This window comes from Lysinibacillus sp. JK80, assembly GCF_027557635.1.
Taxonomy (GTDB): Bacteria; Bacillota; Bacilli; order Bacillales_A; family Planococcaceae; genus Lysinibacillus; species Lysinibacillus capsici.
Map to the genome: position 1 here is coordinate 3338335 of NZ_CP058997.1, position 20833 is coordinate 3359167.

At 37.9% G+C, this 20833-nt stretch carries 20 protein-coding genes and 1 riboswitch; of the genes, 6 read left to right on the forward strand and 14 right to left on the reverse strand.

Annotation, left to right across the window (positions count from 1 at the left end):
• Positions 1-170 precede the first annotated feature (170 nt).
• From HXV90_RS16770 to HXV90_RS16790, 5 genes are all read right to left on the reverse strand, one after another.
• Positions 171-1127 carry an acetyl-CoA carboxylase carboxyltransferase subunit alpha gene (locus HXV90_RS16770; protein ID WP_269897638.1) on the reverse strand — a complete coding sequence of 319 codons (957 nt, stop codon included), beginning with the start codon at positions 1125-1127 and terminating at the stop codon, positions 171-173.
• On the reverse strand, positions 1120-1977 hold the full coding sequence (gene accD, locus HXV90_RS16775) for an acetyl-CoA carboxylase, carboxyltransferase subunit beta (protein ID WP_269897639.1): 858 nt from the start codon (positions 1975-1977) through the stop codon (positions 1120-1122). The genes HXV90_RS16770 and accD overlap by 8 nt, the downstream gene beginning before the upstream one ends.
• A 24-nt stretch (positions 1978-2001) precedes the next feature.
• Entirely contained in the window at positions 2002-2643 is a 642-nt protein-coding gene (locus HXV90_RS16780) for a FadR/GntR family transcriptional regulator (protein ID WP_048393566.1), read from the reverse strand.
• A 132-nt stretch (positions 2644-2775) separates the two neighbouring features.
• Complete coding sequence (gene dnaE / locus HXV90_RS16785; RefSeq protein ID WP_269897640.1) at positions 2776-5859, reverse strand: DNA polymerase III subunit alpha; 3084 nt, start codon at positions 5857-5859, stop codon at positions 2776-2778.
• Positions 5860-5881: 22 nt separating this feature from the next.
• Positions 5882-6826: a DHH family phosphoesterase gene (locus tag HXV90_RS16790; RefSeq protein ID WP_269897641.1), complete on the reverse strand. Its 945-nt coding sequence runs from the start codon at positions 6824-6826 to the stop codon at positions 5882-5884.
• Positions 6827-6916: 90 nt separating this feature from the next.
• Here HXV90_RS16790 and HXV90_RS16795 point away from each other — a divergent pair, with 90 nt between their 5' ends.
• Positions 6917-7222, forward strand: coding sequence for a YtpI family protein (locus HXV90_RS16795; protein WP_048393558.1), 306 nt, complete (start codon positions 6917-6919; stop codon positions 7220-7222).
• 55 nt (positions 7223-7277) lie between these two features.
• On the opposite strand, the gene HXV90_RS16800 is transcribed toward HXV90_RS16795, so the two are convergent.
• Together HXV90_RS16800 and HXV90_RS16805 are read right to left on the reverse strand one after the other, a co-directional pair.
• A complete protein-coding gene (locus HXV90_RS16800; protein WP_004226205.1) occupies positions 7278-8585 on the reverse strand; it encodes a DRTGG domain-containing protein in 1308 nt (435 codons plus the stop codon).
• 152 nt (positions 8586-8737) lie between these two features.
• Positions 8738-9421: a metal-dependent hydrolase gene (locus tag HXV90_RS16805; protein ID WP_016994815.1), complete on the reverse strand. Its 684-nt coding sequence runs from the start codon at positions 9419-9421 to the stop codon at positions 8738-8740.
• A 235-nt stretch (positions 9422-9656) separates the two neighbouring features.
• Here HXV90_RS16805 and HXV90_RS16810 point away from each other — a divergent pair, with 235 nt between their 5' ends.
• The gene (locus HXV90_RS16810; RefSeq protein ID WP_004226198.1) at positions 9657-10745 is read left to right on the forward strand and encodes a M24 family metallopeptidase; all 1089 of its coding nucleotides are present in this window, start codon (positions 9657-9659) and stop codon (positions 10743-10745) included.
• Between the two features lie 51 nt (positions 10746-10796).
• Here the strand turns inward: HXV90_RS16810 and ald are convergent, their stop codons facing one another.
• Complete coding sequence (gene ald / locus HXV90_RS16815) at positions 10797-11912, reverse strand: alanine dehydrogenase (RefSeq protein WP_004226195.1); 1116 nt, start codon at positions 11910-11912, stop codon at positions 10797-10799.
• Positions 11913-12333: 421 nt separating this feature from the next.
• Between ald and HXV90_RS16820 the strand changes: the two genes are divergently transcribed.
• Positions 12334-12783 carry a universal stress protein gene (locus HXV90_RS16820; RefSeq protein WP_004226191.1) on the forward strand — a complete coding sequence of 150 codons (450 nt, stop codon included), beginning with the start codon at positions 12334-12336 and terminating at the stop codon, positions 12781-12783.
• Positions 12784-12844: 61 nt separating this feature from the next.
• On the opposite strand, the gene HXV90_RS16825 is transcribed toward HXV90_RS16820, so the two are convergent.
• The 5 genes from HXV90_RS16825 to mbcS all read right to left on the reverse strand — a co-directional run bounded on the left by HXV90_RS16825 (position 12845) and on the right by mbcS (position 17914).
• Entirely contained in the window at positions 12845-13774 is a 930-nt protein-coding gene (locus HXV90_RS16825) for a class I SAM-dependent methyltransferase (protein ID WP_103118656.1), read from the reverse strand.
• 89 nt (positions 13775-13863) lie between these two features.
• Positions 13864-14367 (reverse strand): thiol peroxidase, encoded by a 504-nt coding sequence (gene tpx / locus HXV90_RS16830; protein WP_004226187.1) that lies wholly within the window; start codon positions 14365-14367, stop codon positions 13864-13866.
• Between the two features lie 124 nt (positions 14368-14491).
• Complete coding sequence (locus tag HXV90_RS16835) at positions 14492-15118, reverse strand: RDD family protein (protein ID WP_269897642.1); 627 nt, start codon at positions 15116-15118, stop codon at positions 14492-14494.
• A gap of 12 nt (positions 15119-15130) precedes the next feature.
• Positions 15131-16144 carry a signal peptide peptidase SppA gene (sppA, locus tag HXV90_RS16840; protein ID WP_048393549.1) on the reverse strand — a complete coding sequence of 338 codons (1014 nt, stop codon included), beginning with the start codon at positions 16142-16144 and terminating at the stop codon, positions 15131-15133.
• 186 nt (positions 16145-16330) lie between these two features.
• Complete coding sequence (mbcS, locus tag HXV90_RS16845; RefSeq protein WP_269897643.1) at positions 16331-17914, reverse strand: acyl-CoA synthetase MbcS; 1584 nt, start codon at positions 17912-17914, stop codon at positions 16331-16333.
• A gap of 190 nt (positions 17915-18104) precedes the next feature.
• Positions 18105-18202: riboswitch (TPP riboswitch) on the forward strand.
• Positions 18203-18285: 83 nt separating this feature from the next.
• On the opposite strand from mbcS, the gene thiM reads away from it, so the two are divergent.
• From thiM to thiE, 3 genes are read left to right on the forward strand one after another with little or no spacing between them, the layout of a single operon-like run.
• Complete coding sequence (gene thiM / locus HXV90_RS16850; protein WP_269897644.1) at positions 18286-19053, forward strand: hydroxyethylthiazole kinase; 768 nt, start codon at positions 18286-18288, stop codon at positions 19051-19053.
• The gene (thiD, locus tag HXV90_RS16855) at positions 19041-19865 is read left to right on the forward strand and encodes a bifunctional hydroxymethylpyrimidine kinase/phosphomethylpyrimidine kinase (protein ID WP_269897645.1); all 825 of its coding nucleotides are present in this window, start codon (positions 19041-19043) and stop codon (positions 19863-19865) included. Before thiM ends, thiD begins: the two co-directional genes overlap by 13 nt.
• Positions 19855-20499 carry a thiamine phosphate synthase gene (thiE, locus tag HXV90_RS16860; RefSeq protein WP_269897646.1) on the forward strand — a complete coding sequence of 215 codons (645 nt, stop codon included), beginning with the start codon at positions 19855-19857 and terminating at the stop codon, positions 20497-20499. The genes thiD and thiE overlap by 11 nt, the downstream gene beginning before the upstream one ends.
• A gap of 70 nt (positions 20500-20569) precedes the next feature.
• On the opposite strand, the gene HXV90_RS16865 is transcribed toward thiE, so the two are convergent.
• Positions 20570-20788, reverse strand: a complete 219-nt coding sequence (locus HXV90_RS16865) for an alpha/beta-type small acid-soluble spore protein (protein WP_004226165.1) — start codon at positions 20786-20788, stop codon at positions 20570-20572.
• Positions 20789-20833: the final 45 nt, after the last annotated feature.

Genomic DNA, 20833 nt, shown 5'->3' on the forward strand with positions numbered 1-20833 from the left:
CTAACATTTTTTCAAGAAGTCTGGCGTTTATTATGCGCTATTATCTTCTTTAATTTTTATAGCTTTTTAATATGTTAAGAAACAAATTTTGTCTCTTAACGAGCAAATATATAGCTTTTAAATTTTATATCCTATTAAAGTAAACAACATTCGTCTTTTTACAAACAGATTTACACTTCTGTATACTGTCCAATTTTTTTAAATTTTTCATAGCGATCTTCAACTAATTGTTCTCCATTTAAAGAATTTAATGCATGAAGTGTGTCACTAATGCATTCTTTAATAGAAAGGGCCTGTTTTGCTACATTGCGATGTGCTCCACCAATAATTTCAGGAATAATGCCATCAATTACACCAAGTTCTTTCAAATCAGGTGCTGTGATACGCATGGCTTCTGCTGCCTGCTTAGCCAGACTACCATCACGCCATAAAATAGATGCCGCTCCTTCTGGCGAAATAACAGAGTAAGTCGAGTTCTCAAGCATAAAGACACGGTTTGCTACACCTAATGCTAATGCACCACCACTTCCTCCTTCACCAATAACGATACTAATTACAGGCACAGTTAAGCCAGCCATTTCTACAAGGTTTCTAGCGATTGCTTCACTTTGACCACGTTCTTCAGCAGCTTTCCCTGGGTAAGCACCTTTTGTATCGATAAAACAAATAATTGGTCGTTTGAATTTTTCAGCTTGCTTCATCAAGCGTAGTGCTTTTCGATACCCCTCTGGATGAGGCATACCAAAATTACGACGGATATTTTCCTTAGTAGACTTACCACGTTGATGTCCAATTATTGTTACTGGTTGCCCTTCGAAAATGGCAATCCCACCAAGAATGGCTGCATCATCACCAAATGTACGATCACCATGTAATTCAATAAAATTTTCACACATTGCTTCAATATATTGAAGCGTTGTAGGTCTTTCTGGATGCCTTGCTACTTGCACACGATCCCACGGCTTCATATTGGCATAAATCGATTGCTCTAATTGTGTTAAACGTGTTTCAAGCTTCTCGATTTCACCAGACATATCAACTTCTGCTTCAGCAGCAATTGTTTTTAATTCATCAATTTTCTCACGTAATTGTACGACTGGTTCTTCAAATGCTAAATTTTTAGACATGTTGTACGCCGCCTTTCGTATGCATTTTTACAAGTAAAGAAACTTGTTTACGTAAATCTTTGCGATGGAAAATGGCATCAAGCTGACCATGCTCTAATAAAAATTCTGCTGTTTGGAAATCACTTGGTAGTTTTTCTCGTACAGTTTCTTCAATTACACGTCGCCCTGCAAAGCCAATCAATGCCTGTGGCTCTGCAATATTTATATCACCAACAGAAGCAAAGCTTGCTGAAACTCCGCCTGTTGTTGGATGCGTTAAGATGGAGATGAACAATAAGCCTTGATCACTGTGGCGTTTTAATGCGACACTAGTTTTCGCCATTTGCATTAATGATAATACGCCCTCTTGCATACGAGCACCACCACTAGCGGTAAAGATAATAAATGGTACACCTAGTTCAGTTGCCTTCTCTACTGCTCGCGTAATTTTTTCACCGACTACAGAGCCCATTGACCCCATACGGAAGTGCGAATCCATAATCGCTACGACAATTTCTTCCCCATCTATTGTACCAACGCCTGTTAGGACAGCCTCATTCAAGCCTGTTTTCTCTTGGTCTGCTGCAATTTTTTCAACATACGCTGGGAAATTAAGGGGATTACTTGTTTGTAAATGATCATCCATGGATTCGAATGAGCCTTCATCTAAGAAATAGTTCACACGTTCTTGAGCAGTCATTTTGAAATGATGACTACATTTTGTACATACTTTATGATTTTTTTCTAATTCTTTTGTTAATTGAATGTGACGACATTCAGGACATTTTGTCATTAACCCTTCTGGAAATGCCTTTTCTTGCCCGTCCTCTTTCTTTTTTCGATTACCACTAAATAAGCTACGTATTGCCATGTTCGACTCCCCCTTTGTTGTTGTCTAAATGCTCTGTACAGTACTCATCCACTGCTCATAAGCTTTTAATGCTTCTTTTTCGTAACCCAGCTGCATCGATTTCAACATCGTTTGAATGATTAATTTTTCATCTTCTGTTGAGTTTCGATTTAAACGGTCGCCATCATAAGCTGCTAATTGAAACCAGATTTTTAATGAAAGACGATTACCTGTCGTAATTAATAGTTCTCTTAAAATATCTCGACAATTAATTGTACCTTCTATTTCTAGTTTCACAAAAAAACTATCCCACACAGGTAGTGTGCGAAGAATCTCTGTACAACTTATTACGCGGATTGCTTCCATTTCATGAATTTGTCGCGTTAATTCGACATCTTTTTTTGATTTTTCATCTTCTAATATAAACATCGACAGTATTTCTACGAGCTGATGCTTATGTGTGGACGCAAGAAAAGTACCACCACCATGTCTCGTTTCAATAAGCCCTAGCAACTCTAAGCTTCGCAAAGCCTCTCTCACAGAGGATCGCCCGACACCTAGACGCTCTGATAGAACTCGTTCGGAAGGTAGCTTCTCACCTGCTTGAATTTTTTCCATTTTAATGAGTTGACGTAGTTGTTGGACGATTTCTAAAAACACTTTTTTTTGTTCGGTTTTTTTATCCATACGACTAACTCCCCTTATCAAAAAAGTGGTCTGACCACTTTTTAACGTTGACTCTAGCTTACAAAATAACTGTGCAAAAGTAAAGAAAAAACTGCATAAAATTTAATGCAGTTTCTAATTTCTTGTTTCATTTTATATCTTTTTCGTCGTTTGCGCATGTTTTACTTTGATTTGCGGCTTGCCAAAACGTCTTTCTAAAACACCTTCAATCCATAACATTTCCTCCTCTACCAGCAGGTCTTGGACCAACTGAAAGGTTTGTGGAAAAAATGTAGTGGAAACTGTTCCAAACTCATCCTGTAGCTGAACAAAAGCCATTTGCTCACCTTTTTTCGTACGGATTTTCTTCACTTCTTCAATCAGACCAATCATTTTTATGGAGGTACCATCACGCTTCTGCTTCAACTCTCGACAGGTACTATTGATATCCGCCCAGAAGAGTCTTTCTTGTGCAACTGGATGGGTAGAAATATAAAAGCCCAAGCTCTCTTTTTCATGCATCAATTTTTCCTTCTGGGACATCGCTTCTGCCTGCATATATTTTGGTTTACCAAAACTAAATGCCATTGCTGATGCTAAATCAATATCTTCAGTTGGCCTTAAAAGTTCTGCGTGTTTCAAAGCTGCCTCGACTGTCATGATGAGGACGGCTCTATCTTTTTCTAGATAATCAAGCGCCCCAGCATATATCAATGATTCCAACACTTTTGGCTTAAAATGCTGCGCACTTAAGGCAACAGCTAGATCAAATAGGTTATTTAATACCTCTGGATTTGTTTGACGGAGTCCATGTATTTTTTCTATAAATGTATGAGGCACACCTTTAATTCCTGATAAGCTGTAGCGAATGCCTTCCTTTTCCACCGTAAAATATTTCGTACTACTTTTTAATGAAGGTGGATAAAATGGGATGCCCTTATCTTTTGCCTCATGGACAAATTGTTGAATCTTTTCTACATTTCCCGTGGCATTTGATAATAACGCTGCATAAAAGTTTTGAGGGAAATGCGCCTTTAAATAAGCCATTTGATAGGAAATAACACTATAGGCCACAGCATGACTTTTAGGGAAACCATAATCCGCAAAGCGTACAATCAGTTCGTATACTTCTTCAGCTAAACGCTGATCAAAGCCTTGGCGTAGCGCCCCCTGAACAAATGCTGTGCGTTGCTCCTCTAAAACTTGTCGATTTTTTTTACTCACTGCTCGGCGAAGCAAATCTGCCTGTCCCATTGTAAAGCCTGCCAGTACTGATGCAATTTTAATAATTTGTTCTTGATAAACGATCACACCAAAGGTCTCTTGTAAAATAGGCTCTAGCACTGGATGTGGCATCGTTACCATTTCTCTGCCAGCCTTCCGTTTTGCATAGACAGGAATAAAATCCATTGGACCTGGGCGATAAAGTGCATTTACAGCCACAATATCTAAAAAGGTTGTAGGACAGATATCACGCAAGGCTTGCTTCATACCGTCTGATTCTAATTGAAAAATCCCCAGCGTATCCCCTCTTTGTAATAGTTGAAACGTCTTGTCATCATGCATTGGGATTCGCTCGAATTCTATCCAAGGACCACCAGCTTTATAAATTGACCAACGTATTTGCTCTAAAATAGTGAGATTGCGCAAGCCTAAAAAATCCATTTTGACGAGACCACATGCTTCAATATCTCCCATTGGCCATTGCGTACTATAAATACCATCATGCCCTTCTTCAATCGGTACAGTATTCACTAAAGGCGATGGAGCGACGACAATACCAGCTGCATGTATAGACGAGTTTCTTGGTAGGCCCTCCAATTTTAACGCCACCTCGTACCAACGCAAATGCTTATCATTCTCCGCTAACCAGCCTTGAAAGTCCTGTGACTCTGCTAAAGCTCTTTGTAATGTAATTCCCGGCTTATTTGGAATCATCTTCGAAATTTTTTCTAGCATTTCCGCATCAAAGCCAAATACCCGTGCAACATCCCTGGCAACTGCTTTTGCAGACAATGTACCAAATGTAATAATTTGTGCGACATTTGCTTTGCCATACTTTTGGGCAACATACTGAATGACTTGATGCCTTTTACTATCAACAAAATCGATATCAATATCAGGTAAGGTAATTCTTTCAGGATTTAAAAAACGTTCGAATAATAAACCATAGGCAAGTGGATCTACTTGGGTAATCGAAAGACTATATGCCACAAGCGAACCTGCTGAAGAACCACGTCCAGGTCCCGTCAAAATTCGATTTTCTTTTGCATATCGCATAAAATCCGCCACAACCAAAAAATAGTCAGCAAAGCCCATAGAGCAAATAATTTCTAGTTCATACTGTAATCGTTCATGGTAAGCACCTGGTATTGCCAGTTGCTTGAATCGCTCTTCTAATCCAGTAAATGCTTCTTTAACAAGCAAGCTTTCAGCTGTTTCACCTTCAGGTACAGGAAATCTAGGCATTTGCACAGGCATTTTTGGTAAATCAGCTTTACAGCAAGCAAGCATTTTCGTACTGGCATCAAGCCAATCTGGACGATCCGCAAACCAATTTTGCCATTCGAATGCTGTTGGGGCAAAATAGCCCTGTACATCAGCTGTTTGCATAGTATTACCAAGCTTTTCTCCTGTATCAATTGCTCTTGCTACTTCATAAGCAAAATGATCTTCTGGACGCAAAAAATAACAGCTTTGAGAGGCTACAAGTGCAATAGCATGTTCTTCACACCAAGAAACGAAATCATCTTCTTGTTCAGCTTTTATCCCTCCAGGTCTAGCAATCCCCATATAGAGGTGATGGTTAAACAGTTGGACCAAAGCAGAAACCATTGCCTGCCAGTCATCTACATCTGTTAAATCGTCTGAAGAAAGTAGCGCTATACAACCTGCTGAATATCCCTCAAGCCATTTCCAAGGCAGCACATCATCTTGTCTAATTGAAATCGCACTACTAATCTTTAATAAATGTTGATAGCCCTCCTGTGTCTGCGCATACAGGACGAGGGGAAGCGTTTTATCATGCCACTGAACGTTAACCGAAAGCCCTATAACCGCATGGATATTTACTTGCTGCAATGCTTTACAAAAAGGCAAAAGCCCGTACAATTTCGTATTAACGATTGCACAGGCTTGTGTCTTTTGTTCTTGTAAAAAAGGAATCAATTGCTCAAGCCGAATTGTGCTTTTCAATAAATCCGCGCTCGTATGCATCTTTGTATATACATGTGTCAAATGAATCCCTTCCTTTTCTCTGTTAATGATACGCTTTACAAATCTCTTTTAATCTTGCAATAACAAGGTCTGCTTCTTCCCATGAATAGGCAGTAGCACCAGATGCAAGCGGATGTCCGCCACCGTTAAATTCTTTCGCTAATGTATTGATAACGGGACCCTTCGAACGTAATCGTACACGGATCTGATCCCCTTCTTCAATGAAAACAACCCAAGCGCATATATTTTTAACACTGCCAAGGCAGCCTACTAATAAAGAAGCCTCAGATGGCACAGTGTCATGCTCTGCCAGTAATTCTTTTGTTAGCTTCACATAGGCAGCTCCATGCTCATCCATTGTAAAGTTTTGATAAATATATCCCTGTAAATTAAGTAATTTTTGCTCCATTTCGTACATGCCATCAAATAGTTGATTTCGATCAAAATCATATGTAATCAGATCCGCAGCAACTTTAAATGTTTTAGCTGTTGTACTTGGGAATTGGAATCTGCCTGTATCGCCCACTATTCCTGCAAATAATAAGCGTGCAGCAGCATCTGAAAGTTTCCAGTTTGCTACTTCCTTGCCTTCTTCATATAATTCATAGATCATTTCGCTACAAGAGCTTGCTGTCGTGTCCACCCATAAAAGATCACCATAAGCATCATCATTTGGATGATGATCAATTTTTATCACCATTTTACCTTTTGTGTAGCGTTGGTCGTCAACACGCTCTGTATTAGCCGTGTCAGTGACAATAACTAAAGCATTTTCATACACTTCATCCGCTATTTCATCAGGCTGTGCCATAAAAGATAAAAAAGCATCATGTTCCCCTACAGCAAAAACCTGTTTCTCAGGATAATTGGCTAAAATAATCTCTTTTAAGCCTTGCTGTGAGCCATAAGCATCAGGATCAGGGCGTACATGACGATGGATAATAATGGTTTCATTGGCCTCAATTGTGTCGATGATTTGTCTTTTCACAATAATTTCCCCCAAAATGATAGTAAGAACCGTTAGCATTTTTACATAATTATCGTTACAATAATGTCTAGTTATGCTAGGAGGTTTACTATGCTCAATTTAATATTTGTGTTTGCGATTATCATATCTTTTGTTTTTTATTTTTATTTTAAAACAAAACAATTCCGTTCTCCATTACCTATTGCTAAAAATTGGTATAAAAGCAAAGCGAACATCGGCTTAGGTTCCTTAATATTGTCATTTGCTTTAAATCAAGCTTATTTATTCCCGAGCTTATTTACATTTATTATTGTAGCAATTCTTGCCGCGCTCGGCATCTTAGTTATTGTAGAAAATATAAAAAAAGCCCGTCATTATGGACAATTTGTTGAGGAAGAATTCCGCATTAATCAATAATATATGTAACAAAGGGATGACCAAGCAATTGCGCTAGGCCATCCCTTTTCAATACTTAACGTTCTAATAGTTGGAACATCATCATTGCCTTACCAACAAGCATTTGTTGATTATACACTTCAAAATCCATTTTCACAAACTTACGACTCATATCTAAAATCCGAGGCTTAACAGTTAGCGTACTTTCCATTTGGACTGGTTTAATAAAGTAAATAGTCATATTCTCTGCCACTGCATCTCCACGTTTACGTCGTTTTAATGCGAATGAACCGACCTCAGCTAGTAAAGTTGTAAAAGCACCGTATGAAATTGCTCCATATTGATTGGTCATTTGTGGTGTAACTTTAAATTCAACGATGAGTTCTTCATCACCTAATACCTTCATTTCATTTTTCACTAAATCATCAATCGTTTCACCATGCTGTGGCTGTCTTTGTGCTAATTGCAACGCCTTCAGTACATCTTGACGGCTAATAACACCCTGTAAAATATTGTCGTCATCTACAATTGGTAAGAGATCAATCCCCTCCCAAATCATTCGATGCCCTGCCGAAGCGACACTCATTTTCATGGAGCCAGCAATTGGGTTTTTCGTCATTACTTTTTCAATAAGCTCGTTTTCTTCACGACCAATGACGTCTTTTACGGTAATCATACCGACCAATTTATTTTGGTGGGTAACTACAGGAAATGCACCATGGGTTGTACGTTCATTCAGCTTCTGGAAATGATGAATTGTTTCATCATTTTTTAATGCTGCAGTGTCAGTCATCGGTACATAAATGTCTTCGATAAAAAGAATATCTTTTTTAATCAATTGGTCATAGATTGCCCGGTTAATCATTGTTGCTACTGTAAACGTATCGTAGCTTGTTGAAATAATTGGTAAATCTAATGAATCTGCAAGCAACTTATTATCTTCCGTAGTATCAAAACCGCCGGTGATTAAAACAGCTGCCCCCGCTCGAAGGGCATTCTCATGTGCTTTAATACGGTTACCAACAATTAATAAGCTACCTGCATCAGTGTAACGCATCATGTCCTCTAATTGCATAGCCCCAATAACAAATTTTGTTAGTGTTTTATGTAGACCTGATTTACCACCTAAAACTTGGCCATCTACAATATTAACAATTTCTGCAAAAGTTAAGCGCTCAATATTTTCTTTCTTTTTTTTCTCAATACGAATTGTTCCAACACGTTCAATAGAACTTACTAAGCGACGATTTTCAGCTTCCTTAATTGCACGGTAAGCTGTTCCTTCACTCACTTGCATTTCCTTTGCTATTTGCCGTACTGAAATTTTATCGCCCACGGGTAGTGATTCGATGTATTGTAAAATTTTCTCATGTTTTGTAGACAAAATATCACCTATTTCCTAAGCTTCAATTCTGCTCTTAGTGTACCATATTTTTTATGAAAATATTTAATATAAAGTGATGAAATTGTTTAACTTTCCCCATCATTTCAACTACCAGCGTGGTGTCAATTCATATAGTACAGCATTACCAACGATTAGAAACAGTTTACTTTTTCGCCAGCTTTCAAAATTTGAACTTCTGTATTTTGTACTAAATCTGCAAAAATTTGTGGATCTTGCTCGATTGGTGGGAATGTATTGTAATGAATCGGTACGACAATTTTCGGCTTTAAAAACGAAACCGCACACGCTGCATCCTCTGGCCCCATTGTAAAATTATCACCAATTGGTAAGAATGCAATATCAATTGGATGTCGTTCACCAATTAGTTTCATATCACCAAAAAGAGCTGTATCGCCCGCATGATAAATTGTTAATCCTTCAATAAATAATAAAATTCCAGCCGGCATGCCCATATAAATTATTTCGTTATTTTCTGTTACATAAGAAGAGCCATGAAAGGCTTGTGTAAACTTTACTTTACCGAAGTCAAATTCCTTCGCACCACCTATATGCATTGGGTGTGTTTTTACACCTTGCCAAGAAATCCAATTAGCCAGCTCATTTGGCGCAATGACTAGCGCATCTTTTTTCTTCGCTAATTCTACTGTATCTCCAACATGATCATTATGGCCATGTGTAAGTAAAATAATATCTGGCGCTTCGTCAGCCACTTTTAAGTCTGTTTGCCCATTGCCATTAATAAAAGGGTCAATTAATATCGTTTTTCCATTTGTTTGAATTTTGACAACTGAATGTCCATGATAACTTATTTTCATCTTAACATCCTCCTCGATTAACAAAGTACAGTCCAACATTTTAATTCGCTACCCATGCGCTTTTTCCCTTTTTTTGATATGCTTGTACAGAGAATAATGGTAGTATTCTCTAACAACTTTATACCCTGTTAGAGCATAATTATTCAGTACTCGATAAGAAACCTCGCTACTTTTTTCGGCAGTCGAAGCTTTCTTACGTAAAAAATTTTCCATGCACTAAAAGGAGGACATATTAATGTCAAAGGTTGAAGAAATCCAACGTTACTTGCAGCAAAATCATATCGATGCAGCATTCGTAACAACACCTGACAATGTTTTTTACGTTTCAGGCTTTAAAAGTAATCCACATGAAAGATTACTAGGAGTCATGATTTTTAAAGATGCGGAGCCTTTTCTAATTTGTCCACAAATGGAGATTCCAGATGCAAAGGCTGCTGGTTGGTCTTATGAGGTAATTGGTCATCAAGATACAGAAAATTCGATGGAAGTTCTTGCTCAAGCGATTGTAGCACGCCAAATCACCCCAGCTACATTTGCTATTGAAAAAGCACAACTCATTGTTGAGCGCTTGGAAGCTTTACAGCAATCTTTCCCTCAAGCTAGCTTTGTGCGTCTTGACGAAAAAATTAATGCGATGCGCGTAATCAAAGATGAAAGTGAATTAGAAAAATTACGTAAAGCTGCTGAATTGGCCGATTATGCAATTGAAATCGGTTGCAAGGAAATTGCTGAAGGTAAAACAGAAATGGAAATCCTAACAGCAATCGAAAGTGCCATTCAAGATAAAGGCTGTAAAATGTCTTTTGAAACAATGGTATTGAGTGGTCCAAAAACTGCCTCTCCTCACGGGAAGCCAGGTGCACGTAAAATTGAAAAAGGTGATATGGTACTATTTGACCTTGGCGTTATTTACGATGGCTATTGCTCAGATATTACACGTACTGTAGCTTTTGGGGAGCCTAGTGAAGCACAAAAAGAAATTTATCAAACTGTTTTAGCTGCCAATACAAATGCTGTCGCAGCAGTAAAACCAGGTGTTCGTGCGATGGACTTAGACAAAATTGCGCGTGATACAATTACAGAGGCTGGTTATGGTGAATATTTCACGCACCGCCTTGGACATGGTCTTGGTATTTCTGTGCATGAATTCCCATCTGTTACAGGTGCCAATGAGATGACGATGGAAGAAGGTATGGTCTTTACGATTGAGCCTGGCATTTATAAATCAGATGTAACAGGCGTACGTATTGAGGATGATGTTGTCGTTACAAAAGATGGCGTTGAAGTATTAACAAAATTCCCGAAAGATTTAATCATTCTATAATGCAAAAAAGGAAGCAACTAGTGTGCTTCCTTTTTCTCTGTCTAGCAAAGTTTATTGAATTAACTCATCCACATTGACAAATGGTAGTCCTTGCGAATCTGCCACTGCTTTATAAACAAGTTGTCCATCTAATGTATTCACACCTTTTTTCAGTGCTGCATTATCAAGGCAAGCTTGTTTGTAGCCTTTGTTGGCAATTTGAAGTGCATATGGAATTGTATTATTTGTTAAAGCAATTGTAGAAGTACGTGGTACCGCACCAGGCATATTTGCAACTGCATAGTGTACAACGCCATGCTTCACATATGTTGGATCATCATGTGTTGTCACACGATCAGATGTTGCAAAAATACCACCTTGGTCAATTGCAATATCAACTACAACAGAGCCGGCTTGCATTGATTGAATCATTTCTTCCGATACAAGTTTCGGTGCTTTTGCGCCTGGAATTAATACAGCACCAATAACTAAATCTGAATCTTTCACTGATTCTGCAATATTATATGGATTAGACATTAATGTTTGAACATCGCGTCCAAACATATCTTCTAATTGACGTAAACGTTCTGGGCTTAAATCGATAACTGTCACATCAGCACCCATGCCAACAGCAATTTTTGCAGCATTTGTACCCGCAATACCACCGCCAATTACTGTCACTTTTCCACGTTGTACACCCGATACACCACCTAGTAAAATACCTTTACCAGCATGGTTTCTCTCTAAGAACTGTGCACCAATTTGTGTAGCCATTTTACCAGCGACTTCACTCATTGGTGTTAACAAAGGTAATGAACCATTTGCTAATTGTACTGTTTCGTAGGCAATTCCTACAACTTTTTTATTTAAAAGTGCCTGAGTTAATTCAACCTCTGGCGCTAAGTGTAAATAAGTGAATAAAATTTGACCCTCGTAGAAGTAATCATACTCAGAAGCTACAGGTTCTTTTACCTTCATAATCATTTCTTGGGACCAAGCTTCTTTAGCTGTTTGAACAATATGAGCACCTGCTGCAATGTAATCAGCATCCGTAAAGCTTGAACCTAGCCCCGCTCCTGTTTCAATATACACTTCATGCCCTGCATGTGTTAAAGTGACAACTCCTGCTGGTGTCATTGCTACACGGTTTTCATTGTTTTTAATTTCCTTTGGAATACCAATCTTCATTGTTTCCTATCCCCTTCCATAACGTAAGAAATAAGCATCATTTATGTAACTAAACTTGATGCACCCCTTGCACTTCCATATTACCAAACAATTGCAAAAAAAGCTTTAACTAATGCAAATACAGATAAAATTTATAAGATTTCCAAAATAACAAATATTCAAACGTTGTATATCATTATAAATTACTATATTTAAAAACTAAAAAGGAGTATAGGTAGCAGTTAATGGAACTGATTCATGTGTAGTTGAAACCAATCAAAAGACGTTTACACACTGCAAATAGTGGGAATTAGATATTTATAATTAATTAACATTTCTACATGAAATGCCTTCACATTTTCATAATTTTTCTTGCGGAAAGTATTTCCTTTAGAAAATCATTTGGTATAATCAACATATACAAATCAGGGAGGTTTTTCAAATGGCTAATCATTATAAAAGCATTGTTGTTGCAGTAGACGGTTCAAAAGAAGCTGAATACGCGTTTCGTAAGTCAATTGATGTTGCAAAACGAAACGAAGGTGCAGTGTTAAATCTAGTAAATGTAATCGATACTCGTTCATTTGCTGCTATCGAAGCATATGACCGTTCCATTGCAGAGCGTGCTCAAGCATTTTCTGAAGAACTATTAAATGGTTACAAAAAGCAAGCTGAAGATGAAGGTTTAACGAATGTTAATCTTATCATCGAGTATGGCTCTCCAAAAAATATCATAACAAAAGAGCTTTCTAACATCGTAGACGCAGATTTAATCATTTGTGGTGCAACTGGTCTAAATGCAGTAGAACGCTTCCTAATCGGTTCTGTATCTGAGGCTATTGTACGTTCAGCTAAATGTGACGTACTAGTTATCCGTACGCCTGAAAACTAATTTGTAATACATAAAAAGGTATCCTTGTATAGGATACCTTTTTACTTGCACTCAAGTGCAATTACTTGCCCTCTTTCCACATCTTCACTTTTTCAAAGAATAGCGCAAGTGCCTGCTTATTCTGCATATTTGGTACTTTAGCTAATAGGACTTCTTTAGGTGCTTTCAATTCCTTCGATTGTTTTTGTAAAATCACAATGCTCTTCTCTAATGATTTATTTGCAAACATCGAGTCAGGTAATTGAATAATCGCTTGAATCCACGCATGTTTTTGAATGTATTTGTGTAATTGCTTAGACTGCTCTGACTCAAACAGATGAGATGGTGCAAGGAAAAATAAATAGCCGCCATCCTTTGTATAATTCATTGATTGCTCGATGAATAAATGATGGGCATAACTCATCCCCTCCGCTGGACATAATTCATAATCGAGCGCCACTTCTTCATTTGGATAATAACCTACAGGTAGATCACAAACAACGGCATCCAATGGATTGACCAATAAATCTTCTAAGGCATCTTGACGGTATAAAGAAATAGGTTGTTCTGTTAAGTCAGCAGTTGCCGCAGCAAGACGAATAAGTAGCTCATCCACCTCTACACCTGTTGCTTCCACTTTTCCATCTAATAAATTCATAACCGTCAGTAATAAATTGCCCGTGCCTACTGCTGGGTCCATGATCGAGATCTTTTCATTTTCAAGACGCTCTGCAAAAATCTGCTCCACAAAGTAGCCCACTAATAGCCCTAACGTGTCAGGAGTCATTTGATGATTCGGCTGTGAGCCTTTGCGCATCCCTTTTAAAATAGCAATTTGAATAGCTTTACGAATATCCTCTTTTGTTGCATCTTTTTGAGAAAAATCAACTTCGCCATCAAGCCATGCCTCTAACCCATCTAATAATCCTTCTAGTAACGTTATATTGTGTTCTTTTTCGATTTTTTCGGCATGCTCATTTAGCAAACCAAATAACTTTTCGATATTTTCCATATCTAACTTCCTTTCACGCAGAAAAGAGCCGTGACAAACACTTGTCACAGCCCCTTTGTCTAGTATTATCTTAGCCTAAAAGCAGCTTATTATGCTAGTGCTTTGACAGCTGCAATGGCCGCTTCATAGTTTGGATGATCTGTAGCTTCAGGTACATATTCAACATATGTTACTTTATTGTTTGCATCCACAACGAATACTGCACGTGTCAGAAGACGTAATTCTTGAATGTATACGCCATATGCCTCACCAAATGAAAGGTCGCGGTGATCTGATACAGTTTGGACTGCATCTATACCTGCTGCACCACACCAACGCTTTTGAGCGAATGGAAGATCCACAGATACTGTATAAATGACTACATTATCACCTAAGTTAGCTGCTTCCTCATTGAATCGACGTGTTTGCGCATCACATACACCAGTATCTAATGATGGTACAACACTAAATAAACGAATTTTTCCTTCTGAATCATTTAATGTTACAGGTGATAGGTCATTCGCTAATACCGTAAAATCTGGAGCTTGATCGCCCACCTTTACTTCATTTCCTACTAGTGTCACTGGACCATTTTTAAATGTTACTTGTGCCATCTAAACGCCTCCTAATCATCATATGTACATAATATTACTAAATGAAGGGAATTAATTGCAACTATGATAGCTTACATACTTAGAAATAGATAAGACTGTCTCCTAATTTGAGACAGTCTTATGTTTATTGTTCATTTTTTTCCTCTAGCTTGGCTAAGTCTATTTTTTCTTCTTGCACAGTAATTTCTATATGTTCTTCTTGTTTTGGTAAAGTAGTCGGTGTTGAAGCCTTTTCAATAAAGATTTTTTCGTGTACCACTGTTGTATCGGCAAAATAGTCATGTAAGCCTTGATTTTCTGGCAAAATCACTACCAAAATATACAGTGGCATAAAAATATTATTGATGATACGACCAATCCAATCACGGAATAACACATCTGACCAAGTTAGCTGATCGTGCTTTAATGAAATTACACGTAATCCGAACACCATTTTCCCTAGTGTTTGCCCAAAGAACTTGGTCATCAGCACAAAATAGCTATAGTAGAAAATTGCTGTAATAATAGAAATTGGCGCATACCAAACCGAATCAGATAAAGACCAATCCATTAAATAGAAGATAGGATTGACGAGTATTCCACCTACAGCAGAAATGATGAATCCGTCTAATAAAAATGCCCAAAATCGTACCCAAAAACCAGCAGTTTTTAATGCATAGTTTTTTTCATGTGCTGATTCTCCTGAAGTGTTTATATAGAAGCCATTTTCCAATGAGGGTGAACCTTGCATAACAATTTTATTGTTTGTCATTGTGCTCCCCCCTTAGTATTCCCCATATAGATACATCATTTTCGGAGCGCTATAGTCCGTCATGATTTTCATTAGCATTTTTTCTTCGGCGGAGGGACCGAACATGGAGCCAATTTTCATACCTACGTATGATTGCCAGCCACCCATATCGTATGAATACTCAAATAAAGCCGCATCTTCAAGTCCATAATCCTCACGAAGAGCTGCAATGGCCGCTTCTTCATCACCAATTTCATCAATTAACCCTGCTTCAAGTGCTTTTGTACCGCCAAGAATACGACCATCTGCAACCTTCTTCACTTCTGCTTCAGACATATTACGTCCCTGTTCTACAATATCTACAAATTCTTCGTACGTTTCATTAATCATATCTTGCATCATTGCACGTTCCTCTGCTGTCACTTCACGCATTGGACTTAGCATATCTTTATGCTCTCCCGATTTAAACGTTTCAAATTTGACTCCTACTTTTTCAGCCAGCTCTTGATAGTTAATTGATTGCATGATGACACCAATAGAGCCTGTTATTGTATCACGATGGGCAAATATTTTATCTGCTGGTGCAGAAATATAATAACCACCTGAAGCTGCCATAGAATCCATTGATACATAAATTGGAATTTGTCGTTCTTCTTTTATTTTTAGTAGCTTTTTATAGATATCTGCAGATTCCTTTACACCACCACCTGGTGAATTAACGCTTAAAACAACACCCTGTATGGACTCATCATATAAAATATTATCCAATTGTTCTAAGAAAAATTGATGATCATAGGCAACTGGTTGCCACAATGTACTTGAGCCGATATCTTGAATCGTTCCATCTACCTTTAAATAAGCAATTCGCTTATCAAAATTCTCCCCTTCAATGACATTTTCATATACATCTAAGCTATTACCTGCCATCAAGCTATCAAAATTACCTAGGAAATCTGCTTTAAATAGCGCAAAAATGGTATTAATTCCTAACGAAAATAGTAAAAGAACACCAGCCACTACTAAAGCAACCCACCTTTTTACATTCATGTCTTTCCGCCTCCTCAACACGTAATACGTATGACTTGCCAATTTGTTTCATTTTTTTGCAATAATTAAACACAAAAAGCTTTAAGCTATGTATTTCCTCATATTACCTTACCTAAAAAAAATAAAAAAATCAAAGTCCATACCTTTGATGAACTTTGATTTTCGACATTATTTCCTAGGAAATGATTATAATTGGAGGTGTTTGATTTCTTGTTGCCGTAATTCGACACGTCTAATTTTCCCAGAAGATGTTTTTGGTAGTTCCTCTACAAATTCAATAGTACGTGGATATTTATAAGGAGCGGTCAATGATTTAACATGACTTTGGAGTGTTTGAATAAGCGCTCCATCACCTTTTTCACCATTGCGCAGAACAATAAATGCTTTGACAATATTTCCTCTTACTTTATCAGGGCTCGCTATAACAGCAGCCTCTTTTACAGTTGGATGTTTCATTAAAGCATCCTCTACTTCAAAAGGGCCAATTGTATAGCCTGAGGATATAATAACATCGTCTCCTCGTCCGTCAAACCAAAAGTAGCCATCTTCATCTTTATAGGCACGATCTCCTGTAATATACCAATCCCCACGAAACTGTAAATTTGTACGTTCAGGATCATTTAAATATTTTTTAAAGAGTGCTGGCGTTTCGCGATGAACAGCAATATCACCAACTTCTCCGATTGTAACAGGTTTGCCCAAATCATTAATAATTTCAACAGTGTTGCCAGGAGTAGGTTTTCCCATAGAGCCAACTCTCGCTTCCATCCCTACCATTGTGCCTACCAATAATGTATTTTCCGTTTGTCCATAGCCATCTCGCACTTGTAATTTGAATGTTTCCAAGAATACTCTTATAACCTCACTATTTAATGGCTCACCAGCTGATACAGCTTGGCGAATTGCACTTAAATCATATTCATGTAAATTTTCAAGCGCTGCCATAAAACGATATTCAGTTGGTGTACAGCATAGTACATTGATTTTGAATCTCTCAAGCAATGCTAAATAAGAAGCTGCTTCAAATTTACCTTTGTAGACAAATGCAGTAGCACCACTGCCTAAAGTAGCTAGAAATGGACTCCAAATCCATTTTTGCCACCCTGGTGCTGCAGTCGCCCAAACAATATCATTTTCTTGTACACCCAACCAATGTGGTGCTGTTGTTCGTAAATGAGCATAGCCCCAACTATGCGTATGCACTGCTGCTTTTGGATTTCCTGTTGTTCCGCTTGTATAGGCTAAAAATGCATTGTCTGTGCTTTTTGTTGGGATAGGATTTATGTAGGTTGTAGGTTGATTATTCATTTTTTCAAGTATGTTCTGCCAAGGTTCATGTGCATTCCCTATGACAAATTGCAGTATGTCTTGTAAATTCCCCACTTTATCGAACTGTTCAATATAGGGTTCAAATGCAATAACTGCTTTAGCATTTGCATGATGAATTCGATACTCAATATCCTTTGTTCTTAACATCTCAGAACTTGGAATAATAGTTAAACCCGCTTTCAATGCAGCAATATACACAATATATGCTTCAACCGAACGTGGTACCATTACTAAAATGACATCACCTTTCTTTAAACCTTGCTTGGTGAATACATGTGCTGCTTGATTTGCTTTTTCCAATAAATGTGCATATGTAATACATTGGATGTCTTGGTTTTCTTCATAAATGATTAAAGCATTTTTGGCTGCATCCTGAGCATATTTTTCAATTTCCTCTACTATGTTATACCATTCTGGTGCAACTAAATCTTGTCTTTTCATGGCAATTGCCCCCTTTTGTTATGACACATTATAAAACTCTTTTTTCAGCATTTTCAATGGTTTGTGCTTAATTTCGGTAAAGTCATGACAACTATCATACCCTCCTATATGGCATCGGTCACATTTTATCTATAGGAAAACTTGCTATTGAATACAAATGAAAAGTATGGTACATTTTGGTCAACTAAAAGCAAGATTGCAGGGGGACTCGTAAGAGTTGAGAAGGTAAAACCTGACCCTTTGAACCTGTTAGTTAATACTGACGTAGGGAGCAATAAACATCGTTTTCAGATGAAAGGCTCTTTTCGTGCATTTTTACACAAAAAGAGCCTTTTTTGCATGCTTACGTCCATCCCTAAAGGAGGACTACAATGATTTTTCAAACAATTCGTCAACAGCAACCACTTATCCATTGTATAACCAATTATGTAGTGGCAAATTTTCAAGCAAATGGTTTATTAGCGATAGGTGCTTCACCAGTAATGGCCGATGACTACCAAGAGGTAGAGGAGATGGTGGCCATTGCTCAAGCATTATTAATTAATATTGGAACACTTAATGATCGCACAAAAAGTGCCATGTTATTAGCAGGTGAAAAAGCCAATAAACTTGGTATTCCTGTTATTTTAGATCCTGTCGGAGTTGGAGCCACAACTTATCGTAAGGAAACCGTAAGATACTTACTTGAAAACATACACTTTGCCGTGATTCGCTGTAATCTCGGCGAGCTAGCAGCAATAGTTGGTGTAAATTGGCAACAAAAGGGTGTCGATAGTGGTCATGGCACTATCGCTATGGAATTAGAAGCCACATCATTGGCTCAACGCTATCAATGCATTGTTATTGTCACAGGAGAACGCGATTTTATAACTGATGGCAAGCATAGCCAATGGATCGCTGGTGGTCATCCACAAATGACGGAAGTAACGGGTACAGGTTGTTTACTTAGCGCAATTTGTAGCGCAGCCTATAGTGTAAGCCATAATCCTTACCAACAATTAACAGAAACACTTACTTACTATAAAAAAGCAGGTGTACTGGCATCCGCATTTACTGCAGACATTGGTGATTTTCAAATAGCCTTACTCAATGCTATACATCGCTTATCAAAGGATGGTGCAGCTTCATGCATATTGTAACAACAATCGCTGGCTCAGATAGTGGTGGTGGCGCGGGTATACAGGCTGATTTAAAAACATTTCAGGAATTAGAAGTGTTTGGTACTTCTGTTATTACTGCTCTAACTGCTCAAAATACTTTGGGTGTAACAGGTGTTTACCCTATTGACGTTTCCTTTATAAAAAAACAATTCGAGGCCTTAGTAGAAGATTTTCCAATCGCTGCGATTAAAACAGGAATGCTTTATTCCTCAGAAATTATCAAAGCAATTGCACACAAGATCAGGGAGCTAAACATTCCACTGATTGTTGATCCGGTGATGATTGCAAAAGGTGGGGAAAGCCTATTACAGCAAGAAGCTATCGATGCCTTACGCTCAACTTTATTACCACTTGCTACGGTTGTTACGCCCAATATACCCGAGGCAGAGACACTTACTGGGAGATCTATTCATCATTTTGAAGATATGAAAGAAGTAGCTCAAAGCTTGTTACAGCTAGGTGTACAATGTGTCATCATTAAAGGTGGTCATTTAGCAGATCCACTTTATGCCATTGATTATGTATTTTGCAAAAATGGACGTTCTTTTTCTTTGCAGTCTCCACGAATCCAAACAAAAAATACGCATGGTACTGGATGTACATTTTCCGCAGCACTTACTGCTTTTCTTGGACAAGGATTTGCTCTGGAAAATGCCATTATAGAAGCTAAAAAATTTATCCAATTAGCTATTATGTATGATTTATCGATTGGAAATGGTCATGGACCCACTAATCATTTTGCTTATCAACAGTATAAGGAAGGCTGTGAGGTGATTATTCATGAAACGTGAGGATTTGGAGCTTTATTTTATTATGGGTACGAGCAATGTTCCTTCTCAAGAACAACCCATCTATATCCTAGAAAAAGCCTTGCAAGCAGGCATTACAATGTTTCAATTTCGTGAAAAAGGTCCTCACGCGTTAACTGGACTTGCCTATGAACAATTTGCACGCCAATGTCAAAAATTATGTCATCATTATAAAGTGCCCTTTATTATTAATGACGATGTTGATCTAGCGATACGACTAGGAGCTGATGGTGTTCATATCGGACAAGATGATTTACCTGTAAGTGTAGCACGTAAAAGAATCGGGAACATGATTCTTGGTGTATCTGTCCATTGCGGGGAAGAATTGCAAATAGCTATTAACCATCAAGCTGATTATGTTGGTATCGGTCCAATCTTTCCAACATCCTCTAAAAGTGATGCACAACCACCATGTGGTACATCTTTTTTACAGGAGGCTCATTCATTACATCCTGAATTACCAATTGTAGCAATCGGTGGAATTAATTTCACAAATGCTCATTCTGTATTTCAAACGGGGGTTGATGGTGTTGCTGTTATTTCAGCTATTTGTCAAAGCAAAGATGTTGATCATACAGTAGCTACATTTAGATCCCTATCTCGTATAAATAAATGATCAATAAACAAACTAAAACCAGTGCCTTTTACGGTCACTGGTTTTAAGTTTATAAATGCTTAATCAGCATTTATTGGTTGTTGTTTGGCATACCTTTTAATTGAGATTCTGCCATTTGTACAAGACGTTTAGTGATTTCACCACCAACGGAACCGTTGGCACGAGCTGAAGCTTCAGCTCCTAATTGAACACCAAATTCTTGTGCAATTTCGTATTTCATTTGATCTAGTGCTTGTTGTACACCAGGTACTGCAAGCTGGTTTGAACTACGGTTGTTGTTTGAAGCCATGTTTCTCACCTCCTTGTGAATATAGAATGTGCGATATTAGATTTT

Bases quoted from the DNA above. Each gene is read 5' to 3' on its own strand.
- thiD (WP_269897645.1), top strand. From the start codon at position 19,041: ATGCATATTGTAACAACAATCGCTGGCTCAGATAGTGGTGGTGGCGCG.
- HXV90_RS16835 (WP_269897642.1), bottom strand. From the start codon at position 15,118: ATGACAAACAATAAAATTGTTATGCAAGGTTCACCCTCATTGGAAAAT.
- ald (WP_004226195.1), bottom strand. From the start codon at position 11,912: ATGAAGATTGGTATTCCAAAGGAAATTAAAAACAATGAAAACCGTGTA.
- accD (WP_269897639.1), bottom strand. From the start codon at position 1,977: ATGGCAATACGTAGCTTATTTAGTGGTAATCGAAAAAAGAAAGAGGAC.
- HXV90_RS16820 (WP_004226191.1), top strand. From the start codon at position 12,334: ATGGCTAATCATTATAAAAGCATTGTTGTTGCAGTAGACGGTTCAAAA.
- HXV90_RS16770 (WP_269897638.1), bottom strand. From the start codon at position 1,127: ATGTCTAAAAATTTAGCATTTGAAGAACCAGTCGTACAATTACGTGAG.
- HXV90_RS16865 (WP_004226165.1), bottom strand. From the start codon at position 20,788: ATGGCTTCAAACAACAACCGTAGTTCAAACCAGCTTGCAGTACCTGGT.
- sppA (WP_048393549.1), bottom strand. From the start codon at position 16,144: ATGAATGTAAAAAGGTGGGTTGCTTTAGTAGTGGCTGGTGTTCTTTTA.
- tpx (WP_004226187.1), bottom strand. From the start codon at position 14,367: ATGGCACAAGTAACATTTAAAAATGGTCCAGTGACACTAGTAGGAAAT.
- HXV90_RS16780 (WP_048393566.1), bottom strand. From the start codon at position 2,643: ATGGATAAAAAAACCGAACAAAAAAAAGTGTTTTTAGAAATCGTCCAA.
- HXV90_RS16825 (WP_103118656.1), bottom strand. From the start codon at position 13,774: ATGGAAAATATCGAAAAGTTATTTGGTTTGCTAAATGAGCATGCCGAA.
- HXV90_RS16810 (WP_004226198.1), top strand. From the start codon at position 9,657: ATGTCAAAGGTTGAAGAAATCCAACGTTACTTGCAGCAAAATCATATC.
- HXV90_RS16795 (WP_048393558.1), top strand. From the start codon at position 6,917: ATGCTCAATTTAATATTTGTGTTTGCGATTATCATATCTTTTGTTTTT.
- HXV90_RS16805 (WP_016994815.1), bottom strand. From the start codon at position 9,421: ATGAAAATAAGTTATCATGGACATTCAGTTGTCAAAATTCAAACAAAT.
- mbcS (WP_269897643.1), bottom strand. From the start codon at position 17,914: ATGAAAAGACAAGATTTAGTTGCACCAGAATGGTATAACATAGTAGAG.
- thiE (WP_269897646.1), top strand. From the start codon at position 19,855: ATGAAACGTGAGGATTTGGAGCTTTATTTTATTATGGGTACGAGCAAT.
- thiM (WP_269897644.1), top strand. From the start codon at position 18,286: ATGATTTTTCAAACAATTCGTCAACAGCAACCACTTATCCATTGTATA.